We start from the raw sequence: 22280 nt of genomic DNA, 5'->3' as shown, positions 1-22280 counted from the left end.
GCGTGCGCAGACCGGGTGGACCGGCCGGCCGATTCACCCGGTGTGGGTTCACCAGTTCTTGCTCTTCGACGACCACTTGCCCGTGCAGAACGCGCAGCTCGGCGCGAGGAACTGATCCCGTCGGAAGGTCTCGCCGCCCAGGTGCCAGCGCAGCCAGGCGGTCATGGCGGGCAGGGCTTCGCGGGCGGCCATGATGTGATCGACGCCGGTCATCACCGTGTAGAACACGGGCACGTTGTTGGTGTTGTCGTAGTCGCGGTTGCAGTTCGAAATGGCCAGCGTGTCGTCACCACCGCACATGTAGGCCGTGGGCCGGCGCAGGTTGCGGTAGCCGTTGCCGTCGAACGAGCCGCCCGACACGTGAATGGTCGTTGACAGGCGCGGGTCGCTGGCCACGGCGAAGGTGGTGATCGAGCCTTGCGAATGCCCGCCGGCGCCGATCTTGCCGAGGTTGAGCTTCTGGTAGTAGGGGCTGGCGCTGCGGTTGTTTTCGGCGGCCAGCCAGTCCATCGCGGCGGCCATCTCGGTGCCGTTGCCGGTCGAGGTCTGCGAGAAGACGACGAAGCCGTGCGAGGCCAGGCGCCGCAGGTGAAATTCGTAGTTCGATGCGCTCGTGCCACCACCCGGGCCCCACAAGAAGATGGGGTGCATCAGGCCGTTGGCGCCGAGCGTGGTGGGCCGCACGACCCAGGCGTTGCGGCTGGGGCCGGTGCTTTGCGTCACCGTGGTGGCAAAAGGGCCGTCGGCATCGACGCTGCTCACCGGGGGCAGGGTGCCGAAGGGCGGGGGCTCGGGGTCGGTGCCGTTCGTGCCCTGCAGGGTGAAGCTGGCGACGGTGTAGCGCTCGAGCGAGCTGTTGGCGTTGACCCTGAAGCGCAGGCGCAGGCCGCTCTGGTTGGCTGCCGCGGCCGGCAGCGCGAGGGTGACCGCGCCGCTGGCGCTTTGCACCGATTCGAGCGTGCTGTAGGTGACGCCATCGGTCGAGTAGGCGGCGATGCCGGCTTCGCCGCTGTCGAGCCCGCTGGTGGTGCGGTTGAAGGTGAGCGACAGGCTGGTGAAGCCTTGCGTGTTGATGGGGGCCGAGGTGATGGCGCCGTCGGTGCCGAACACCGAGCCCAGCATGCGCGCGCCCGCGCTGCTGGTGCTGACGCTGCCTGCACTGGTGAAGCTGCCCAGGCCGCTGGCGAAGTTTTGCTGGGCGACGACGACTTGCGCGTGCGCCGCGGCCATGCCGAGGCTGGCCACGACGAGGGCTGCGCTGCGCAGCCAACGGAAGGTTTGAGAACGCATGCTGAGTCTCCTGTTGTTGTGACGCCGCCGACGTGCGGCGCGCGACTCTAGGAGCGGCGTTTTCGGTGGGTCTTTCAGATCTGTGCGCTCAAGGGCGCAAGTTCTCGTGGCCGCGCGCAAACCACGGCGCGGTGCGGGCTGCAGCGCGGTGGCTGGGCCCGCGTGGGGTGAAACCACGGGGCCTGTGGGTGATTGGCGCGGCGCGCTCGGGGCCCTCGGGCCTCGGCCGCACTCGGCCTTACTCAGTAGTACAGAAACCCGAGCGCTTCTTTCAGCCGGTCGCCGGTGGTGCGCATGCGGTCCCAGCGTTCGAGCGACACGTCGCCCTGGCGAAACTCGCGGAAGAAGCTGTTGCCCTGCAGTTGCGTCATCACCGCTTCGACGTTGGCGGGGTGGTTGCCGGTGAAGCCGAACTGCTCGCGCAGGCGTTTCATGCGGGCGGCCATGGGTTCGGTGTCGCCCAGGGTGGCCTCGGCGATCTGCACCGGCGCGCGCGGCGTCACGAGGATGAGCACCGAGCGCTGCAGGTCGTTGGTCTTCTGGTGCGAGAACAGGTACTGCAGCACGGGCACGTCTTGCAGGCCGGGCACGCCGTCGCGCGTGCTCGACGACGACTTCTCGCTCAGGCCGCTGAGCACCAGCGTGTCGCCCAGGTTCATCACCACGTTGGCGTTGGCCGTGGTCTCGCCGATCTCGATCTGGTAGGCCACACGTGGGTTCTCTGAGCTGGCGTTGAGCGAGGTGCGCTGTGCTTCGACCTTGAGCTGGATGCGCCCCTGCGGCAGAAAGTTGGGCGTGACGGCCAGCTTGATGCCGAAGCGCTTGTCGAGCGGCACGATGGTGGTGCCGCCTTGCTGGCTGGTCGAGACCACGCCCGCGCTCAGGTTGGTGCCCGAGAAAAACTCTGACGGCATGCCTTCGATGGCCGCGAGCGTGGGGCGGGCCAGCACCTCGTTGACCGAGTTATTGGCGTTGGCGATGTTGAGCGAGTACGACAACGCCGGAATGGTCACCGCCCGCGTGATGGCGGTGCTGACGGCCGGGGCCGCGCCGCCCGTCGCGCTCGACGAGATGACGCGCGAGTACGCCGACACGTTGCCCGACAGCGAGCCGAGCTGCAGCGTCAGCGCGTTGAGCAGGTTCACGCCTTTCGAGGTCGAGATGATTTCTTGCGTGGACAGCAGCACCACGTCCACCAGCAGCATGCGCGGGCCGCCTTCGGGGGCATCTGCGGCGGGCGAGGGCGCGGGTGGCGCGGGCACGGCGGCCTGCGGTGCGGCTGGCGCAGACGGGGTGTCCGTCGGCCGGTCGTTGGCCGACGTGGGCGCGGCCATGCTCGGGCGGGGCCGGCTCGGCTCGAAGGCCTGCGCCAGCAGCGGCGTGCGTTCGGTGGCCACGGCCGGGCCGAGGCCGGTCTTGACGGCGTGGGCAGCGTGGGCGCCTGGGGTGCTGTAGAGGGCCTTCCACTGCGCCAGCCGCCGGTCGATGCGCTCGACGCCGGGGCCTTCGCCTTCGCGTTGCACGAGCGCGCTGCGCATCGCGTCGGCCTGCGCGAAGTTGCCGCACGAGCCATACACCGCGATGCTCGACCGCAGAAAGCCTTGCGAGGGCTGGGCCGACACCTTGCGAAACTGGTCGGCCATCGCGCACGCGGTCTTGGCGTCGCCGGTGAGGTACGACGTGACCATCAGCGCGTAGATCGACATGCTGCTGTCGGGCGTCAGCTGCAGCACGTCAGAGAACGCGAGCCGGGCGCTGTCGAACTGCTTCAGCTCCATGTAGGCCAGGCCCATGAACTCTTGCGCGATCCAGTTGCTGGGGTCGATGCGCAGCGCCTGCTGGTAGCCCTCGATGGCCATCTCGCCTTTCTGCGTGTCGCCCTGGCGGGCCTGCAGGTGGTAGACGAAGCCGTTCAGAAAGTGCAGCTGCGAATTGCGCGGGTCGAGCTGCAAGGCCTCGTTGACGGCCAGGTGCGCGCGGGGCAGGTCGAGGCGCTTGATGTGACCGACCGCGGTGGTCACCTTCGCCAGCATCTCGGACTCGTGTTTGCCGGCCGGCACCAGGGCGACCTTCTCCACCATGTCGACAAACGACGCGGCGGGCTCGTCGGCCCAGGCGGGGCGAAGGGCACACAGGGCCATCGACACGGCCGCAGCGATCTGGCCCAGGCGCATGGAAGGGTTGCGGGTGTTCATCAGCGCAGTCCGGTCGAAGAGAAGGTGAGTTGGTCGGTCGAGCTGCCCGAGCGGCCCGCCATGCAGCCGAGCTTTTCGCCGGCCGTCACGTTGTAGGTGCCTGCGCCACCGCCGCCACCGCCGTAGGGGCCGAACTTGCGACCGCGGTTGGTGATGAAGGTGAGGTTGTCGACGCGCGAGCCGCTGCGGTAGTCCACCCGCACCACGTATTCACCCGAAGGCAGCGACACGTCGGTTCTGATCCCCCCGCCGCCCTGGGCCGCTGCCCAGCCCCCGCCCGAGTAGCGGAACTGTGTGCGATCGACCGTCTTGCCGTAGCCCAGCCGCCAACCGATGAGGTGGCCGCTGCCGCAGGTGTTGACGTCGCTCCACGCGCCGCCACCGCCGCCGCCGATCTGCATCGAGCCCGCCAGCGGCTGTGTGGCCTGTACCGCTGGGCGGCCATCGCGGCCGGCGTCTTCGCCGTCGGTGAACCAGTGCTCCAGCGCGTCTTCGTAGTTGTCGGCACCGTAGGCGCGCCGCAGGTCGCTGTAGCGCGACAGGTAGCTCGCCACGCTGAAGCCTTCGCTGCCCTGGCGACCTTGGCGGAGGCCGTAGTCGAGCCAGTGGTCGAGCACACACGCCTCGTCGCCGCGCTGGCAACGGGCTTGCACATCGAGGTAGCGATTCCAGTAGAAGCTCGTCTTGAATTCGGGGCTGCCTTGCCTGCCTTCGTTGAAGCCCGTGTCCCGCCAGTGCGTGGCCAGGTCAACCTTGGCCTTCACCAGCCCGGGGTGCTGGTCGTAGTAGTAGTCCCAGTCGAACACCGACGCGGCAAACCTCGGGTCGGGGCCTTTCTTGTGTTTCTTCTTCTTGCCCAGGCGCTTGAAGGCGTTGCCGGCGTCGTTGAAGGCCTGGTTGGCGGCGTTCGAGGTCTTGCTCGCCACGTCGCGTGCGGCGTCCTTGGCCTTGTCGTATTCGCGTTGGGCAGCGGCAGCCGCTCTCTCCGCCTCTTTCGCCGCCTTCTCGGCCTCTTTGGCTGCGCGCTGCGCCTCTTGCTCGGCCGCCTTCGCCGCCGCCTGCGCCTGGGCCGTGGCCGCGTTGGCGATCTTGTTCAGCTCGGCGTTGGCGGCACTTGCCGTGTAGCCACCGAGGTGGCTGAACTCGCCCGAGATCTTGCGGTAGGCGGCTTCGAGTTCTTTGCCGATGCAGCCGCTGATCTTCGACGGGTCCACGTTCACGCCACCCTGGCCCTCGAACACGTCGGCGATGTTGGTGCGGGGCTGGATGGCCAGCTCGGTCTTGATCTCGAAAGGGTTCACGCAACTCGCGCTCACCTCGACGCGCATGGTGCTGCCGCTCATGCCGACCAACACCTTCTGGCCGGCAAAGTTGCCCAGCAGGTTGATGTCTTGCTTGTCGGCGTTGATGGCCACCGTGGCCTGCATCTTGAAGCGCACCTTGCCAAGCGGGCCGAGCTTGAGCGTGATCGCTTCGCCCACATCGCCACGCAGGCCCGAGCGTCCGGCGGTCGCGTCGAGCCAGCCCATCGTCTGCCCGAGGATGCGCACGTCGCCGGCCGCGTGCATCAGCGGGCCGTCGTCGGCCAGCGGGCCCAGCAGCACGAAGTTGAAGTGCTTGTTGTCGTGGGGGAAGGGCTTGGTGCTGTCACCGAAGCGGTACTCGGTGGGCGGCGGCACCGGGTTGCGCAACTGCACCACCGACAGCGGCTGGGTCATCGCCATCAACGGCGCCTTGAAGCTGTCGATGTTGCGGATGAAGCCGCCACCGTACTGCGCCAGGCGCCCGTCGGGCGTGACCATCGCGACCATCATGTGCGCCGCGTCTTCCATCGTGAAGCTGGCCGGCGTGGCCATGCGAAACGAGAAGTCCGCCAGGTCCATCGCACCCGCCGGGTTCAGCGGCGTCTGGAAATGCATGATGACCTTCTTGCCCTCGGCCCCCTTGAAGGCCGCGTTGCCCTTGAAGCCGAAGGTCAGCGCGTTGTTGAGAAAGAAGGTCGCATCGGTCAGCGTCGCCTTCGGCATCTTGAGCGGCAGGCTGGCGTTCGGCGCGAACTGAAACTCGACGAAGGCCTCGGGTTTGAGCGCATCGGCCCCGGCCTTCTTCATGGTGTCGCCATGCGCCACCGCGTCGGCCGCCCCCGCCCCGGCGCCTGCGCCCGAGGTCAGGTCGGCCGGGATCGGCATCACCACGGCTGCGCGCATGGTCATCTGGCTCGAATCGACGCCCATCGACTCCATCAGCAGTCGCATGGCGCCGCCGAGGTTGGCGCGCGCCGCGAACTGCACGCCGCTCGAAAACGCCAGCGTGTTGACGTTGAAGTACTTCTCGCGCACCACCTGCTGCAAGGCGGGTGGCATCTTGATGTTGTCGAGCTCGTAGTCGGTCGTCGAGATCGAGATGATGGGCGCGCTCAGCGAGGTCTCACCCATGACCTTCTGCGCCTTGTCGCCCAGCAGGCGCGGCATCTTCATCGAGTCGTTGACCACGAGCAGCAGCGTCTGCTGCGACGTGCCACTGGTGAAGAAGTAGAGCTGCAGCTTCTTCGACGTGGCCATGTAGCAGCCGGTGAGGGCGCCGCCGCAGGTGGTCTGCTTGAGCGCGCCCACCATGCCGTGCACTTCTTCTTTCACCCCGGCGATCGGCAGCCCGCCCAGCATCTTCTTCAGGCTCGGGCTGATCTCGGGCGCGGCGTGCGCCTGCCCCGGCATCTGCAAGGCCAGGCACGCGACCAGCAGAAAGCCGGGTCTGAACCACGCAGGGGTCGTGGTCGATGACCCCGAAGAGGCCGCCTTCTGTTGTGTCATGGCGTGTGTGCCGGTTGGGTGAGGTGCCCGACTGTCGGTGCACCGCCCCCAGGCCAAAGGGCAGAAACGGCAGGCATTGGCCCGGCAGTTCGTCGGCAGCCCAGGGCGGCGGGTGCCGACGCGGCGATGCGCCTCGGTATGCGGGTGGCATCGAGCGGCACGCCGGCGGCCAGCGCGCGCAGTCCGTTGGCTCGCCGCAACGAAGGGGGTGTCGCCGCGCTTGCGCAACTGCATCGACATCCGCATCATTCGCGCCCCATTGCTGAATGGCGCCCACGACAGCGTCCGCATGACGGAGATCCCCCCTTATGTCCTCGATGTTCATCACCACCAACGACTGAACACGGTTCCCGAGCCCCGGCTGAACCGTGTCTTCCCAGATACGGCCTCAGACCGCGCGGCTTAGCAAAGCCCCGCCGCCATCGAGCCGGGGCTTTTTGCTTTTCGGAACCGCAATGAGTTCACAACTCCGTTCCCGCGCCCTGCAAGAGGGCCGGGTCAAGGCCCTGCGCCGCATGAAACAACCGATGACGCTGGTGCTCGAAGCGAGCACCGGCCCGCGCGACCCCGTGGCGCGCGCGCTCGGTCAACGTGGCGTGCGAGGCGCAGGTCAACACATCCAGAGCCGCGGCGCACAGCGCCGGGCCGACCGCGTGGCGCTGCAAGCGCTGCTGCGACGAAAGGATTGGGATGAATGACGCCCAAGCAACGTCCATGACGCTGCGCGCGCAGCTGGCGCAGAGAAACCAGCAGCTGCAAGAGACGGCCACCCAGCTCAAGACCGAGCTGTTCGGCATCGACCTCATCATCGACCGCGTCATCGATTCGGTGCGCGCCTGGTACGTGATGCCCGAGTTGGTGTCACGGCCCGTCATCGTTTGCCTCTGGGGGCTGACCGGCACCGGCAAGACGCAGCTCGTGCGCCGCCTGGCGCAACTGCTGGGCTTCTACGACCGCTTCGTCGAGGTGCAGATGGACGGCTTCTCGAACGGCGCGGGCTGGCGCGGTGCGCAGAGCATCTCGGGCATGTTGTCGCAGTCGGGCGTGCGTGAAGGCGAGCCGGGCATCCTGGTGCTCGACGAGTTCCAGCGCTTCCGCACCATCGACAACAAGCGCAATGACGTGCGCGTCGAGCGCTACCAGGACGTGTGGGCGCTGCTCTCGGACGGCCGCCTGCCGCCGGCGCTTTCGCTGCTGGGCGACATCGAGTCATCGATCGCCGCGGCGGCCTTCGATGCCGAGCGCGCCGATGCCGACGACGCCAAGCGGCGCTTCAAGCTGCAAAGCTGGGAAGCGCAAGAGCTCAAGCGCAACCTCAAACTCGCCGAGCCGCTGCTGGACATCATGGCCTGGACGCCCGAGCAGATCCAGGAGCGCCTGCGAGCCTTCCGCGAGAACGGCCAGCAGCGATGGGAGACGGACTACAGCCGCCTGCTCGTCTTCGTGTGCGGCAACCTCGACGAGATGTACGTCGATGTCGCCACGAGCGTTGACGACTGCGACAGCGATGCCGACATCTTTCATGCGCTCACCAGCAAGCTGAGCGTGATCGACGTGAAGCAGGCGCTCAACCAGCGCTTCAAGCCCGAGCAGGTGGCGCGGCTGGGCAACGAGCATGTGGTTTACCCCTCGCTCTCGCGTCGTGCCTACGAGCAACTGATCGCGCAGGGTTGTGGCCGCTATGCGCGCGAGACGTCGGCACGCTGCGGTTTGCTCGTCGAGCTGGACGGCAGCGTGCACGAGCAGATCTACGCGAACGCGGTGTTTCCGGCGCAGGGCACGCGGCCGCTGTTCTCGTCGCTGCACGCCATCCTCGGGGCGGGCCTGGCGAAGGCGGCGCTGTGGGCGCTGGAAAGCGGCGCCGAAGCGGGCGACCGCGTGGGTCTCACGTCCGACGGCCGCAGCCTCATCGCGCACTGGCGCGGGCAGTCGCACGCGATCGCTGCGCCCTTCGAGATCAACCGCCTGCGCCAGCGCAGCAACGCCGATTTCCGCGCCTTGCTGGCCGTGCACGAAGCCGGGCATGGCCTGGTGCATGCGCTGCTCTTCGGCCGCGCGCCGCAAGAGATCAAGATCCACGTCGCCAGCTTCGAGGGTGGCTACAACGCCTACAGCTCGCGCAAGGTCTGGTCGCGCCGCAACCTGCTCGATTCGATCTGCACCAGCCTCGCCGGTCGCGCCGCCGAGCAGGTCGTCTTCGGGCCCGAGCTGGGGTCGAGCGGTGCTGAAAGCGACCTGCGCAAAGCGACCGAGAGCGCGGCCCGCATGTTGCGCCACCTGGGCCACGGCGAGCGCATCGGCCGCAGCGACGTCTCGACCAACAGCGAAGACAACTTCTGCACCGACGTGGACGCCAGCAACGCGCCCATCGAAGCGCTGCTGCAGGCCGAGCACGCACGCGCCATGGACTTGATCGAAAGCCATCGCGACGCCTTGCTTGCCCTGGTGGACGAACTCATGACGCACGGTCAGGTCACGCCTGCGCGTTTTGCCGCCTTGGTGGGGCTGCCTTTGAACCGGACCGAAGACGCCTTGGACCCGTATGCCGATCGCTTGGCGGCGTTTCGGGGCGAGGCGAGGGAGCGGCTGCGCGCCTAGAAGAACCTCTGGCCGGCAAGGCGTCTGCACAGCCAGGCGTTCATCGGGTGAGCGGCTTGCGCGAAGGCCTTTCGGGGCACGGCGGTCGCTCGGCGCCATCGCCGGCCATGACCGGTCTACCTTCGGCGCGTGCGGGCATCTGACCTCTCATCGTGCTCGGGCTCAACGCCCGGGTCGCGGTGGCACTCGACGCAGTCCTCGAAGTCTCGGATGCCTTCCTCTTCGTGCTCGGCCCGTATGTTGGCTGGCGTGTGCTCGTGGCAGCCGTAGCAGGTGTAGGTGCTGTAGTCGTTGCCCTTGTGGCAGGTCGCGCATTTGGCGTCGTGGTCGCGGTCGAGCACGAACAGCTTCGCGTGGTCGAAGCTCGCGGGCTTCCAGGCGGTGTGCCTGTGGCAGCTTTGGCAGTTGCCGGCAATCTTCTGGTGCAGCTTGTCGGAGGGCTTCTGGTGGCAGCTTTCGCACTGCTGCCGCACGGCGGGCCGCAGCAGTTCATGCGAGAAGGCTTTCTGGCTGATCTGCACGAGCCGAGGGCTCTGGTGGTCTGTGTGGCAGGCCATGCAGTCCTGCTCGATCAACTCTTGATGAAACGCGGTTTTCAGGCGCGGCTGCTTCACGGGCGGGGCGATCGCTTCGCCCTGGGTGGTGCGCAGGCCGATGTCGGGCAGCGCATGGCACTCGATGCACAGCGGGGCTGCTGCGCCACGCCAGGGCCGGTGGCAGGCGAAGCAGTCAGTCCCGATCTTGCTGTGTGCGGCGATCACCGGCCCCGGGCTGACCATCAGGTGCGGATACACGAAGGCCAGCGCCACGAGGGCCAGCAGGTTGGCCGCGATGATCCAGAACAGCCAGCGGCCTTTCACTTCCAACCCCAGAAGAGAAAGGTGGCAATGATGTGCGCCAGACTCAGCACGCCGAACGCCAACGTGATGGGGAAGTGAACCACCCGCCACTGCTTGACGGCGTCGAAGGTCATGCTGTCCCAGTAGGTCTTGTCGGCCAGTTCGTCTGCGGGCACGCCCCGATCGCGCATGCGTTGGCGGGCCGACTCCAGCCGACGGCGAGCGCGGGCGAGCAGAAACTTGCCGGTCAGCCCGCTGCCGACGTTGACGAGCATGGCGCCCACGGCCAGCCACGCCAGGATGGCGTTGAAGTGGATGCCGGCATGCACCAGCACCAGCAGCGAGCCCAGCCACGCGAGTGCCTCATGCCAACGCAGCAGCGTGGCGGGTTGGCCTGAGTGGATGAGTTTGCGCTTGCGCATCGAGTAGCCGAACGAGCCGAGGATCAGCAGCACCCCCGGGATGCCGAGCCAGCGCCCGATCCACACGATGTTGAGCAGGTGCAGGGCCGCATCGATCAGCAACGCGAATGCGACGAGCGCGACCATGTACAGCGCGAAGGGCAGCACTTCGTTTCTAAGCAGGTGGGCTTGCACGGGTGTCAGGCCTCCAGCACCAGGTCAGACTCGGGTCGGCCCACGCACAGCAGGCAATGCCCGGCCGCGACATCGTGATCCGGCCGGCGCGCATAGCTGACCGTCCCGGACAGGCAGCGGGTCTCGCAACTGCCGCAACTGCCGGTTCGACAACCCGATTCGACCTCGACGCCGCAACGTTCGGCAAGGTCGAGCAGGCTCGCGTCGCGTCCATCCCAGGTGAGGGTGCGACCCGACCGGCTGAACCTCACGTCGAGCGCGAGTTCGGAAGGCATCGCAGCGCTTGCGCTTGCAGGCCTGCGCACCGAAGCCGGACCGAAGGCCTCGAAGTGCACGTCCTCGTCGGGCACGCCCCACTCGGCCAGCGCCGGCACCAGGGTTTCGAGCATGGCTGCCGGCCCGCAGATGTAGAACTGATGGCGGCCGTGAGGCAATGTGCGTTTCAGAAGGGCGACATCGACATGTCCGGTGTACCGGAAGTCGCGGTCCTGCACGTCGTCGGGCGAGGGGCGGCTGTAGACGACGTTCAGCTTGAAGCGTGGATGCGACGCGGCGAGTTGTTCGAGTTGCGCCTTGAACGCATGCTCTGCGCCCAACCGCACGCCGTAGTAGAGGTGGACGACGCGGTCAGGTTGCCGGCTCAGGCACCACAAGAGCATGCTCATCATCGGCGTGATGCCGATGCCGCCTGCGATCAGCACGGCCGGCACGGTCGGGTCGGCGTCGATGTAGAACTGTCCCGAGGGTGCCTTGACCTGGAGGACGTCACCTGCCTGCACGTGATCATGGAAGTGGTTCGAACCCAGCCCTGGCGCAAGGTCGGGTCGATCGGCCGGTGGCGGCACCCGCTTGATGCTGACCCGGTAGTGGTCTGGGGCCGGGGCGTCCGACAGCGAATAGCAGCGTGTCACGGTTCTGCTTTCGCCTGCGGTCGCCGCGTCGGGCACCTGCAGCACGAAGGTCAGAAACTGCCCCGGGCGGAACTCGGGCAAGGCCTGTCCATCGACGGGCTGAAGGACGTACGAGCACTGTGTCTTGGCGGCGTCTTCATGGTGGCGTGAAGCCACGCGAAATTCACGCGTGCCCGGCCAAGCCGCCGTGCCGGCCGGCTTGGGTGGCGGGGGCGCACCGAGGTCTGCCGCGACCATCGACCGCGACCGCCGCCAGATGGCCATGCCGACACCCAGCCCGACTTGCAGCAGCAGCGCAGCCAGAATTCCTGTGAGCAACTGGGCGGCTGTGAGGTCCGGTGGCAGCACGGTGAGCAACATCGTCTGCTGAGTCTGTTGCTGGATCGGCGCCTCAACCTTGACGCGGATCAGACCCCGGGGTGACACCTCCGCAGCGCGCATCCGGCGTGAAAGGACGATCTCGCTCAAGTGCAGCAGCGGCAGCACCGCCACGCCGGCGGCCATCGCCACTCACCCATCGGCCAAGGGCCTGGGGACGCTTGCAGATGGCCTGGAAAGGCCGGCCGCACCTGCCGCGACAATGCCGCTTTGGCACGCATCGCGTGCGCCGCACAGAACAGCTCCAACGACATGGCCATCCAGTGGTTTCCGGGTCACATGAACTCGACCAAGCGCGCGATCGTCGAGCGCTTGCCCGACATCGACGTGGTGATCGAATTGCTCGACGCGCGCTTGCCGGGTTCGAGCGCCAACCCCTTGCTGGCCGAGCTGACGGCTGGCAAGCCGGCGCTCAAGGTGTTGAACAAGCAAGACCTGGCCGACCCGGCGCTGACCGAGCTGTGGCTGGCGCATTACCAGGCGATGCCGGGCACGCGCGCCATCGGGCTCGATGCGAGCGTCACCGCGCCGGCGCGCCAGCTCATCGCGGCCTGCCGCGAGCTGGTGCCCTTGCGCGGTGGCATGGTCAAGCCGGTGCGGGTGCTGATCTGCGGCATTCCGAACGTGGGCAAATCGACGCTGATCAACACCCTGGTGGGGCAGCGCGCGGCGCTGACGGGCGACGAGCCCGGCATCACCAAGGTCGAGCAACGCATCATGCTGGCGAGCGACTTTCAGTTGTTCGACACCCCCGGCATGCTGTGGCCGCGCATTACGGTCGAAGAAAGCGGCTACCTGCTCGCGGCGAGCGGTGGCATCGGCCGCAACGCCTACGACGAAGAAGACGTGGCGATGACGCTGCTGGCCATCGTGCGCAAGCGCTACGCCGACCGGCTGCAGGCCCGCTACAAGCTGAACGACATCGCCAGCATTGCCGACGAGAACCTGCTGGCCGACGTGGGCCGCAAGCGCGGCGGGCTGATGGCCGGCGGGCGGGTCAACCTGCAGAAGGCGGCCGAGATCACCCTGAACGACTTTCGCAGCGGGGCCTGGGGGCGCATCACCCTCGAAACCCCCGACGAGTTCGCGGCGTGGCAGGCCGCCGGCCAGTTGAAGGAAGCCGAGCGCCAGGCCAAGCGCGAGCAGCGCAAGAAGAAGCCGCAGCGCGGCGGGCCGGCCGATGCGGGCGACGGGGGCGAGGGGCCCGAGGCCCCTTGACGCGCGGTGTTGACGCCTCTCGCAGTGGGGGAGTCACTGTCCCGGCGCAAGGCCCGTGCTCAAATCGCGCCCGTTGCCGTGCCACCCATTTGACCCACGACGCACCATGCCCTACATGCTGATGATGATCGAGCCGCTGGGACAGCGGCTCACCCGCACCGAGGCCGAAGGCCGGGCCCTGTACGCGCGGATGATGGCGTTCAAACAAGACCTGAGCGACCGCGGCCTGCTGCTGGCCGGGGAGTCGCTGGAGTCGCAATCAAACGGCGCTGCGCGCGTGCAGGTGCAGGCCGGTCGCGCCCGTGTGGTGGACGGCCCCTTCGCCGAGGCGAAAGAGATGGTTGGCGGCTTCTTCCTCGTCAACTGCACCACGCGCGACGAGGCCCTGGCCCTGGCCGCCGCCTGCCCGGCGGCCGAGTGGTGCACGGTCGAGGTGCGGGCCGTCGCGCCCTGCTACGAAACCAGTCCTTGAAGCTGGCCTAGGGTTTGTACCGATCGGTCGCCTGTCGATTTCAGGCCGGCTGGCTCGTCGTGGGGATGGAGGCCACTGCGGAACACCCGCCGGCCACGTCAACCCAGGAAGGAGCCCTTTCCCATGATCAAGACCATCGCCCTCGTCGTCGTTGGCGCGCTCGGCCTCGCCATCGTCGCCTTGCTGCTGTACGCCTCGGGCCGGCCCGACAGCTTCAGCGTGCAGCGCTCGGTGCGCATCCAGGCGCCACCAGACCAGGTGTTTGCGCTGATCAACGACATGCACCGGTTCAACAGCTGGAACCCGTTCAACAAGAAAGACCCGCAGATCCAAGGCACCTACCGCGGCCCGGCCAGCGGCCCCGGCGCGGCGTACGACTTCGTGGGCAACAGCGAGGTCGGCGCGGGCAGCCTGCGCATCACCGGTGCCACCGCGCCGAAGCAGGTGGCCATGCAACTCGACATGACCGAGCCGATGTCGGCCAGCAACGCGATCGAGTTCACGCTCGTGCCGCAGGGCGACGCCACCGAGGTGACCTGGGCGATGCGCGGCGCGACGCCTTTCCTCGGCAAGGTGATGCATGTGATCTTCGACATCGACCGCATGGTCGGCGGTGACTTCGAGGCCGGCCTCGCCAGCCTGAAGGCCTTGGCCGAGCGGCCGTGACGCCCGACCACCTGACGAACTTCACCCATTCAAAGGAGCCGACATGGCCAAGCAAATCTTCGTCAACCTGCCCGTCAAGAACCTGCCGCGCAGCCGCGCTTTCTTCACCGCGCTGGGTTTCCCTTTCAATGAGCAGTTCAGCAACGAGCAGGGCGCCTGCATGGTGGTCGATGAAGGGCACATCCACGTGATGCTGCTGACGACCGAGTTCTTTCAGGGCTTCACCAAGAAGCCGATCTGCGATGCGACGAAGGCCACCGAGGTGCTGGTGTGCCTGAGCTGCGACAGCCGCGCAGAGGTCGATGGCCTGGTCGCCAAGGCCTTGGCCGAGGGCGGCGCCGCGCCGAACCCGGTGCAAGAAAACGCCTTCATGTATGCGCATGGCTTCGAAGACCTCGACGGCCACCAGTGGGAACTGGTGCACATGACCGGCACGCCGGCCGACTGCTGAGCGCTCACCCACCCGCCGGCCTTCAGGGGCCCATGGGTGCCCCGTGCGGTGTGGCCTGCCACGCACCAGGACGGGGATCGTCGCGCGCCTGAGCCCTCGCCAGCCGGCCGGCGCGCGCACCGTAACGAGGCGGAACCGCCGCCTCGCTGTCAGAAACCAGTGCATCGAGGGCCCCGCAGCCCCGCCCGGGAGGGCGGCACGGAGCTTGCGATAGGGATGCGTGTCCGCAGGTGACGTTGCCTCGGACTGTTGTTGCCCCTCCGCTAACGATGGCGGAACCCCTGAACGATGTCGGGCCCTCGCGGGCCGCGCGTTTGGCAGTTCCAACCCAATCCACACCCGTACTTGGCCGGCGCGCGATGCGTCGCCGCACGACCAGGGTGGGCCGAGGCGCCGTGTCCTGCACACCGTCCCCGGGCCCACGGGTACTCGCAGGATCAAACATGAAGATCGTTGTTGTCGGCCACGGCATGGTGGGCCACAAATTTCTCGAAAGCCTCGCGGAAACCGGCGTCACCGGCGCCGAGGTCACGGTGCTGTGCGAAGAGCCGCGTCCGGCGTACGACCGCGTGCACCTGTCCGAATTCTTCAGCGGCAAGTCGGCCGATGAGCTGTCGCTGGTCGAGCCGGGCTTCTTCGAGCGCACGGGCTTCACGCTGCGCCTGGCGGCCAAGGCCGCATCGGTGGACCGCCGCGCCCACACCGTCACCACCGCCGAAGGCGAGGTGCTGCCGTACGACAAGCTGGTGCTGGCCACGGGCTCGAACCCCTTCGTGCCGGGCGTGCCGGGCCGCGACCGGCCGCACTGCTTCGTCTACCGCACGATCGAAGACCTCGAAGCGATGAAAGCCTCGGGCGCCAAGTCCAAGCGCGGCGTGGTCGTCGGCGGTGGCCTGCTGGGCCTCGAATGCGCCAAGGCGCTGCGCGACATGGGCCTGGAAACCCACGTCGTCGAGTTCGCGCCGCGCCTGATGGCCGTGCAGGTCGATGAAGGCGGCGGCAAGGTGCTGCGCGCCAAGATCGAAGAGCTGGGCGTGCACGTGCACACCAGCCGCAACACGGTCGAGATCACCGACGGCGCGACCGCGCGCCACCGCATGGTGTTCGCCGACGGCACCTGGCTCGAAACCGACATGATCGTGTTCTCGGCCGGCATTCGCCCGCGCGACGAACTGGCCCGCCAGTGCGTGCTGGCCATCGGCCCGCGCGGCGGCGTCGTGATCGACAGCAACTGCCTCACCAGCGACCCCAACGTCTACGCCATCGGCGAGTGCGCCTCGTGGAACGAGCAGACCTTCGGCCTCGTGGCCCCGGGTTACGACATGGCCCGCGTGACGGCCCGCCACATCGCGGGTCAGGTGTCGGGCGAGGTCAGCGACGCGCAGTTCGTCGGCGCCGACATGAGCACCAAGCTCAAGCTGATGGGGGTCGATGTCGCCAGCATCGGCGACGCGCAAGGCCGCACACCCAACTGCCGCAACTACCAGTACGTGGACGAGCGCAAGCAGGTCTACAAGAAGATCGTCGTCAGCGAAGACGGCAAGCAGCTCATCGGCGCGGTGCTGGTGGGCAATGCCGACGAGTACGGCACGCTGTTGCAGATGGCGCTCAACGGCATCACGCTGCCGGCCGACCCTGAGTTCCTGATCCTGCCGTCGAGCGACGGCAAGGCCAAGCCCGGCCTGGGTGTCGAGGCCTTGCCCGACACGGCGCAAATCTGCTCGTGCAACAACGTCACCAAGGCGCAGATCTGCGACGCGGTGGGCAACGGCGCCTGCACCGTCGCCGAACTGAAGGCCTGCACCAAGGCCGGCGCCACCTGCGGCGGCTGCGTGCCGCTGGTCACGCAGGTGATGAAGTTCGACATGGGCCGCCGCGGCATGGCGGTCAACAACCACATCTGCGAGCACTTCCCGTACTCGCGCCAGGAGCTGTACCACCTGGTGCGCGTGGGTGAGATCAAGGCCTTCGACGCGCTGCTGCACAAGCACGGCAAGGGCCTGGGCTGCGACATCTGCAAGCCGGCCGCCGCGAGCATCTTCGCCTCGTGCTGGAACGAGTTCGTGCTCAAGAAAGACCTCGCCGCGCTGCAAGACAGCAACGACTACTACCTCGGCAACATCCAGAAAGACGGCACCTACTCGGTGGTGCCGCGCATGCCGGGCGGTGAGGTCACGCCCGACGGGCTGATCGCCGTGGGCACCGTGGCCAAGAAGTACGGCCTGTACACCAAGGTGACCGGTGGCGCGCGGGTGGACATGTTCGGCGCCCGCCTCGAACAGCTGCCCGCCATCTGGGAAGAGCTGATCGCCGCCGGCTTCGAGTCGGGCCATGCCTACGGCAAGTCGCTGCGCACGGTGAAGAGCTGCGTGGGCAGCACCTGGTGCCGCTACGGCGTGGACGACAGCGTGGGCCTCGCCGTCGAACTCGAGAACCGCTACAAGGGCCTGCGCGCGCCGCACAAGATCAAGTTCGGCGTCTCGGGCTGCACCCGCGAATGCGCCGAAGCGCAGGGCAAAGACGTGGGCGTCATCGCCACCGAGAAGGGCTGGAACCTCTACGTCTGCGGCAACGGCGGCATGAAGCCGCGCCACGCCGAGCTGATCGCCAGCGACCTGAGCAAGGCCCAGCTCATTCAGATGATCGACCGCTTCCTGATGTTCTATGTGCGCACGGCCGACCGCCTGCAGCGCACCAGCACCTGGCGCGAAAACCTCGAAGGCGGCCTCGACTATCTGAAGGACGTGCTGCTGAACGACAGCCTGGGCCTCGCCGCCGAACTCGAAGCGCAGATGCAGCACGTGGTGAACACCTACCAGTGCGAGTGGAAGACCGCGGTCAACGACCCGGCCACGCGCGCCCGCTTCCGCTCGTTCGTCAACAGCGACAAGCGCGACGAGCACATCGTCTTCGTCGAAGAGCGGGGCCAGATCCGCCCGGCGCGCCCCGAAGAGCGCGTGTCGGCCGATACCGCTCAGGCCTGAGCGACGTTCCAGGAGCCTTTCATGAGCACCGACACCTTGAATTTCACCGACGTCTGCGCGGTCAGCGACATCCTGCCCAACACCGGCGTGTGCGCGCTGGTTGATGAGCGCCACGTGGCGATCTTCCGCCTCGGCGCGGACCAGTTCTTCGCCATCGACAACGTGGACCCGAAATCGGGCGCCAGCGTGCTGTCGCGCGGCCTGATCGGCAGCCTGGGCGAGCACATCGTCGTGGCCTCGCCGCTCTACAAGAACCACTTCGACCTGCGCACCGGTGCCTGCCTCGAAATGCCCGAGCACTCGGTGCGCGCCCACGCGGTGCGCGTCGAGGGCGGTCGGGTGCGCGTCGCCCTGGGCTGAACCCGGGCGCGAGCCGAGCGCAAAGCCGAGCAAGAGAGAGAGAGTGAGAGTGAGAGAGCAGCCGACAGGCTGGGAAGAGAGCGGTACCCGGGCCGGTCTTCGCTTCGGCGGGGCCGGCCCGCGTGTGCCCCGGGGCGAGGGCCTTCCCTTCGGCTGAAAGGAACAACGGCTCAAACGCGGACAATCCGGACCTTGATGCGGCGTCGTGAGGCGCCGTGCCCCGTTCGCGTTTGATCCCAGGAGCCCGTGCATGCCCGACCCGGCGGTGCCTTCGTCCCCCTTGTCTGTCTCGACCCTCGTGCTGCGCGCCAAGCAGCTCGAAATCGAAGCCGTGCGCCACCTCGCCAGCCGTGCCGAGCTGGTCGACGTGATTGGCCAGTGGATCCAGGCGCTGCAGCGCGAGCGCGGTGCGTCGAGCATCTTCCTTGCGTCGCAGGGCCAGCGCTTCGCCGACATGCGCCGTGCCATCGTCGATGAATCGCGGCCAGTCGAAGCGCGCCTGCGGGCCCTGTTCGCGGCCCACCTCGACCCCTCGCAGGGAGCGACCTCGAAGACGCTGTCGCTGATGGCCTGGGCCCTGCTGGGTCTCGATGCGCTCGCCGCCCTGCGCCTGCAGATCGAGCGGCAGGCGCTCTCGGCGCACGACTCGGTGGCGGCTTTCAGCCATTTGATTGCCGGGCTGATCGAGCTGGTCTTCCACGTGGCCGACGCGGCGCTGCTGCCCAGCGTGTCGCGCCTGCTGGTGGCCTTCTTGCACCTGGTGCAGGCGCAAGAGGCGGCCGGGCAAGAGCGCGCAGTCGGCGCCTTGCTCTATGCGTCGGGCCAGTGCGACGAGCCGCACCAGCAGCGCGTCGTGCACCTGATCGACGCGCAAGAGCGCAGCCTGCAGGTGTTCGCCGAGTTCGCCGACCCGGCCCTGCGCGAGCGCTGGGAACAGCAGCAGCTCGCCCCCGGCGTCGCCCGCCTAGAACGCCTGCGCCGCACCCTGTGCGCGGCCAGGCCCGGGGGCGCGCTCGACAGCAACCTCAGCGACACCTGGTTCGACGTGAGCACCGAGCGCATCAACGAGCTGTGGCAGCTGCAGGTCGAGCTGGTCGAGCGCCTGCGTGCGGATTGCGAGGCGCGCATCCGCGAGGCGCAGCAAGACCTGCAAGACTCGCAGGGCCTGCTGCGCCGCCTGCGCGACAACCCGCCGCCGCGCACGCATGCGGTGGACCGCTTCTTCGACATCGCCACCGCGCCCGAGGCGGTGCCGGCACTGGCCGGTGCGCCGGGCAGTGGTGAATCGACCTCGCTGCTCGAACTGCTGCAGGCGCAGTCGTCGCGCATGGCCGGCATGGAGGCCGAACTCGACGCCGCCCGCCGCGCGCTGCACGAACGCAAGGTGATCGAGCGCGCCAAGGGCGTGCTGATGGCGCGCTTCGGCATGAACGAAGAGGCCGCGTTCCGCGCGCTGCAGAAGACCTCGATGGACCAGAACCGCCGCCTGCTCGACGTGGCCGAAGCCACGCTGCTGGCGCCTGACCTCTCGTTGTCGGCCGGGGGTGGCCCGGGCGAGTCGCGAGGCGACAAGCCAGCCGGTTGATCAAGCCCTGGCTTGGTGCCTGATGTGCACCGACTTGAGGCCTGAAGGCTGCGAATGCACTGAGGTGGCCCCAGATCGACGGCACGGAATCTGCATCCTGGGGCCTGCCATCGAGCTAAAGGCGGTTCGGTGACCGGACCCTGCGTCGTGCAGAAACCCGGTTGTGCACCCCACGGATAACGGCGTCCATTGCGTCACCCTGCCACGGCAGGGGCGGCGCAGTGGACGCCGTTTTTTTGTTTCTCGCGCCACCCGGGCGCTTGCCCGACACGCTGCAACCTCCCTGCAAAAGGAAGTCCCATGGCCTATCTCGCACCTGCCGAATTCGTGACCAAGATGGTCGATGCCGGTGAATCGAAGCTCTTGATGTCCACCCGCGACACGCTCATCCGGTCTTACATGGCCGGTGCCATCCTCGCGCTGGCTGCGGCCTTCGCGGTGACGATCACCGTGAACACCGGCAACGCGCTGTTGGGTGCGGTGCTGTTTCCCGTGGGCTTCGTGATGCTCTACCTGCTGGGCTTCGACCTGCTGACCGGCGTGTTCACGCTGGCGCCACTGGCGGTGCTCGACAAGCGCCCCGGCGCCACCTGGGGCGGCGTCATGCGCAACTGGACGCTGGTGTTCTTCGGCAACTTCGCCGGCGCGTTCACGGTGGCCGTCTTCATGGCGATCATCTTCACCTACGGCTTCACCGAGGCGCCCAATGCGGTGGGCCTGAAGATCGGCACCATCGGCGAAGGCCGCACCGTGGGCTATGCCGACCACGGCATGGCCGGCATGCTCACGCTGTTCATCCGCGCCGTGATGTGCAACTGGATGGTCTCGACCGGCGTCGTCGCCGCGATGATGTCCACCTCGGTGTCGGGCAAGACCATCGGCATGTGGATGCCCATCATGGTGTTCTTCTACATGGGCTTCGAACACTCGATCGTCAACATGTTCCTGTTCCCGTCGGGCCTGCTGCTGGGTGGCAACTTCACGTTCATGGACTACCTGCTGTGGAACGAGATTCCCACGGTGCTCGGCAACCTCGTCGGCGGCCTGACCTTCGTGGGCGCGACGCTGTACTCCACGCACTACAAGACCGCGCCGAAGCGCGTGGTGGCCTGAGCTTGTGTCGCGGGGTGGGCCCGGTGAGCCGGGCTACCCCGGGCGCCATGACGCACGCACCGCAAGTCACCCTCGGCCAGCACACGCGGGCCGGACGCCACCAGGCCGTCAACCAGGACTTCCATGGCGCCTTGCTGCCCGGCCAGGCGCAGCGCGTGGCCAAGGGCCTGGTGGTGGCGTTGGCCGACGGCATCGGCTCCAGCGCGGTCAGCCAGGAGGCCAGCGCGCTGGCGGTGCGTACCTTTCTCGACGACTACTACCTCACCTCGGACGCGTGGTCGGTGCGACGTTCGGCGCAGCGGGTGCTGGGCGCCATCAACTCGTGGCTGCACGCGCAGACCCTGCGCAGCGCGGGTCGCTTCGACGCCGACCGCGGCCACGTGTGCACCTTCAGCGCGCTGATTCTCAAGGGCCGCGACGTGCACCTGCTGCACGTGGGCGACGCACGCATCTACCGGCTGCATGCCCAGTCGCTCGAACAGCTGACCGAGGACCACCGCATCCATGTGTCGTCGGTCGAGTCCTACCTCGGCCGCGCGCTCGGGGCCGCCGCCAATGTCGAGATCGACTACCGCTGCCTGAACGCCGAGCCGGGCGAGGTCTACCTGCTCGCCACCGATGGTGCCCATGCACACCTCGACGCTGCCGCCGTGCACGAGGCGCTGGCGCGGTGTGGTGACGATTTCGATGCGGCCGCCGAAGCGCTGGTGTCGGTGGCGCAGTCTCGCGGTGGCGACGACGACATGACCGTCCAGCTGCTGCGCATCGACGCGCTGCCCGACGCCGGGCGGCTCGACCTGCAGGCCGGCGGCGAACGGCTGGCGCCGCCACCGCCGCTGGCCCCGCGCATGCGCTTCGAGGGCTACACGGTGCTGCGCGACCTGCATACCAGCTCGCGCAGCCACGTGCACCTGGCCGTCGATGAGCAGACGGGGCAGCAGGTGGCGCTGAAGGTGCCGTCCATCGACCTGCGCGGCGATGCCGATTACCTCGACCGCTTTCTGCTCGAAGAGTGGGTGGCACGCCGCATCAACAGCCCGCACGTGCTGCGGCCGGTGGCGAGCGAGCGGCCGCGCCAGCACCTCTACGTGGCGATGGAGTTCATCGAAGGCCAGACCCTGGCGCAGTGGATGACCGACCACCCTCAGCCCGATCTCGACACCGTGCGCCGCATCGTGTCGCAGGTGGCGCAGGGCCTGCAGGCCTTCCACGGCAAAGAGATGCTGCACCGTGACCTGCGGCCCGACAACGTGATGATCGACGGCACCGGCACGGTGAAGATCATCGACTTCGCGTCGGCGCACGTGGCGGGCCTGACCGAAGCCGCGCGTGGAACGGGCCCGAACGACATCGCCGGCACGCTGCAGTACACCGCGCCCGAGTACTTCGTCGGCGGCGAACCCGGCCCGCGTTCGGACCTGTTCTCGCTCGCGGTGCTGACCTACCAGATGCTGACTGCCCAGCTGCCGTACGGGCTGGCCGCTTCGCGCCTGCGCACGCCGGCCGACGCGAAACGCCTGCGCTACGTGCCGGTGCGCCACTTGCGGCCCGAGCTGCCGGCCTGGCTCGACGCCGTGCTCGAAAAGGCGTTGCACCCGCAAGCGGCCCGGCGGCAAGAGGCCGTGTCGGAGTTCGTGCACGACCTGCACGCACCTGGGCCGCAGTTCCACCGCACGCGCAGGCCGCCGCTGTCGGCACGCGACCCGGTGGTCTTCTGGCAGGCCGCGACCGTGGTGTCGTGCGCGGTGGCCCTAGTGGCGGTGGCGTTGCTCGTTCTGGGGCGCTGACACCGCATCGGATGCGCCCCGCGCCGC

Annotated in this window: 17 protein-coding genes; 11 read left to right on the top strand and 6 right to left on the bottom strand. The window is 67.9% G+C overall.

All coding sequences use genetic code 11. From position 1 onward, the window contains the following. Positions 1-48: 48 nt before the first annotated feature. From AC1KAT_RS01855 to AC1KAT_RS01845, 3 genes are all read right to left on the bottom strand, one after another. Positions 49-1290: a poly(ethylene terephthalate) hydrolase family protein gene (locus tag AC1KAT_RS01855; RefSeq protein ID WP_480322195.1), complete on the bottom strand. Its 1242-nt coding sequence runs from the start codon at positions 1288-1290 to the stop codon at positions 49-51. Between the two features lie 242 nt (positions 1291-1532). Beyond that, positions 1533-3485, bottom strand: a complete 1953-nt coding sequence (locus AC1KAT_RS01850) for a secretion protein (RefSeq protein ID WP_480322193.1) — start codon at positions 3483-3485, stop codon at positions 1533-1535. Next, on the bottom strand, positions 3485-6295 hold the full coding sequence (locus AC1KAT_RS01845) for a jacalin-like lectin (RefSeq protein WP_480322191.1): 2811 nt from the start codon (positions 6293-6295) through the stop codon (positions 3485-3487). The genes AC1KAT_RS01850 and AC1KAT_RS01845 overlap by 1 nt, the downstream gene beginning before the upstream one ends. A gap of 455 nt (positions 6296-6750) precedes the next feature. On the opposite strand from AC1KAT_RS01845, the gene AC1KAT_RS01840 reads away from it, so the two are divergent. Next, on the top strand, positions 6751-6993 hold the full coding sequence (locus tag AC1KAT_RS01840; RefSeq protein ID WP_480322189.1) for a hypothetical protein: 243 nt from the start codon (positions 6751-6753) through the stop codon (positions 6991-6993). After that, complete coding sequence (locus tag AC1KAT_RS01835; protein WP_480322187.1) at positions 6986-8893, top strand: AAA family ATPase; 1908 nt, start codon at positions 6986-6988, stop codon at positions 8891-8893. Before AC1KAT_RS01840 ends, AC1KAT_RS01835 begins: the two co-directional genes overlap by 8 nt. A 116-nt stretch (positions 8894-9009) precedes the next feature. Here the strand turns inward: AC1KAT_RS01835 and AC1KAT_RS01830 are convergent, their stop codons facing one another. From AC1KAT_RS01830 to AC1KAT_RS01820, 3 genes are read right to left on the bottom strand one after another with little or no spacing between them, the layout of a single operon-like run. After that, positions 9010-9753, bottom strand: coding sequence for a cytochrome c3 family protein (locus tag AC1KAT_RS01830; RefSeq protein WP_480322185.1), 744 nt, complete (start codon positions 9751-9753; stop codon positions 9010-9012). After that, complete coding sequence (locus tag AC1KAT_RS01825) at positions 9750-10328, bottom strand: hypothetical protein (protein ID WP_480322183.1); 579 nt, start codon at positions 10326-10328, stop codon at positions 9750-9752. The genes AC1KAT_RS01830 and AC1KAT_RS01825 overlap by 4 nt, the downstream gene beginning before the upstream one ends. A gap of 5 nt (positions 10329-10333) precedes the next feature. Beyond that, a complete protein-coding gene (locus AC1KAT_RS01820; protein ID WP_480322181.1) occupies positions 10334-11743 on the bottom strand; it encodes a 2Fe-2S iron-sulfur cluster-binding protein in 1410 nt (469 codons plus the stop codon). A gap of 126 nt (positions 11744-11869) precedes the next feature. Between AC1KAT_RS01820 and ylqF the strand changes: the two genes are divergently transcribed. From ylqF to AC1KAT_RS01775, 9 genes are all read left to right on the top strand, one after another. Further along, positions 11870-12835, top strand: a complete 966-nt coding sequence (gene ylqF / locus AC1KAT_RS01815; protein ID WP_480324284.1) for a ribosome biogenesis GTPase YlqF — start codon at positions 11870-11872, stop codon at positions 12833-12835. A 106-nt stretch (positions 12836-12941) separates the two neighbouring features. Continuing rightward, positions 12942-13307, top strand: coding sequence for a YciI family protein (locus AC1KAT_RS01810; protein WP_480322179.1), 366 nt, complete (start codon positions 12942-12944; stop codon positions 13305-13307). A 123-nt stretch (positions 13308-13430) separates the two neighbouring features. Further along, the gene (locus AC1KAT_RS01805) at positions 13431-13973 is read left to right on the top strand and encodes an SRPBCC family protein (protein WP_480322177.1); all 543 of its coding nucleotides are present in this window, start codon (positions 13431-13433) and stop codon (positions 13971-13973) included. 43 nt (positions 13974-14016) lie between these two features. Next, positions 14017-14424, top strand: a complete 408-nt coding sequence (locus tag AC1KAT_RS01800) for a VOC family protein (protein ID WP_480322175.1) — start codon at positions 14017-14019, stop codon at positions 14422-14424. A gap of 443 nt (positions 14425-14867) precedes the next feature. Further along, positions 14868-17408, top strand: a complete 2541-nt coding sequence (nirB, locus tag AC1KAT_RS01795; protein ID WP_480322173.1) for a nitrite reductase large subunit NirB — start codon at positions 14868-14870, stop codon at positions 17406-17408. Between the two features lie 21 nt (positions 17409-17429). Further along, positions 17430-17768: a nitrite reductase small subunit NirD gene (nirD, locus tag AC1KAT_RS01790; RefSeq protein WP_480322171.1), complete on the top strand. Its 339-nt coding sequence runs from the start codon at positions 17430-17432 to the stop codon at positions 17766-17768. Positions 17769-18018: 250 nt separating this feature from the next. Further along, positions 18019-19353 (top strand): nitrate- and nitrite sensing domain-containing protein, encoded by a 1335-nt coding sequence (locus AC1KAT_RS01785; RefSeq protein ID WP_480322169.1) that lies wholly within the window; start codon positions 18019-18021, stop codon positions 19351-19353. A gap of 300 nt (positions 19354-19653) precedes the next feature. After that, positions 19654-20466: a formate/nitrite transporter family protein gene (locus AC1KAT_RS01780; RefSeq protein ID WP_480322167.1), complete on the top strand. Its 813-nt coding sequence runs from the start codon at positions 19654-19656 to the stop codon at positions 20464-20466. A gap of 47 nt (positions 20467-20513) precedes the next feature. Next, the gene (locus AC1KAT_RS01775) at positions 20514-22253 is read left to right on the top strand and encodes a bifunctional protein-serine/threonine kinase/phosphatase (protein WP_480322165.1); all 1740 of its coding nucleotides are present in this window, start codon (positions 20514-20516) and stop codon (positions 22251-22253) included. Positions 22254-22280 lie beyond the last annotated feature (27 nt).

Source organism: Piscinibacter sp. PDB5-1 (assembly GCF_056676035.1).
This window is presented reverse-complemented; position numbering and strand designations above follow the sequence as displayed.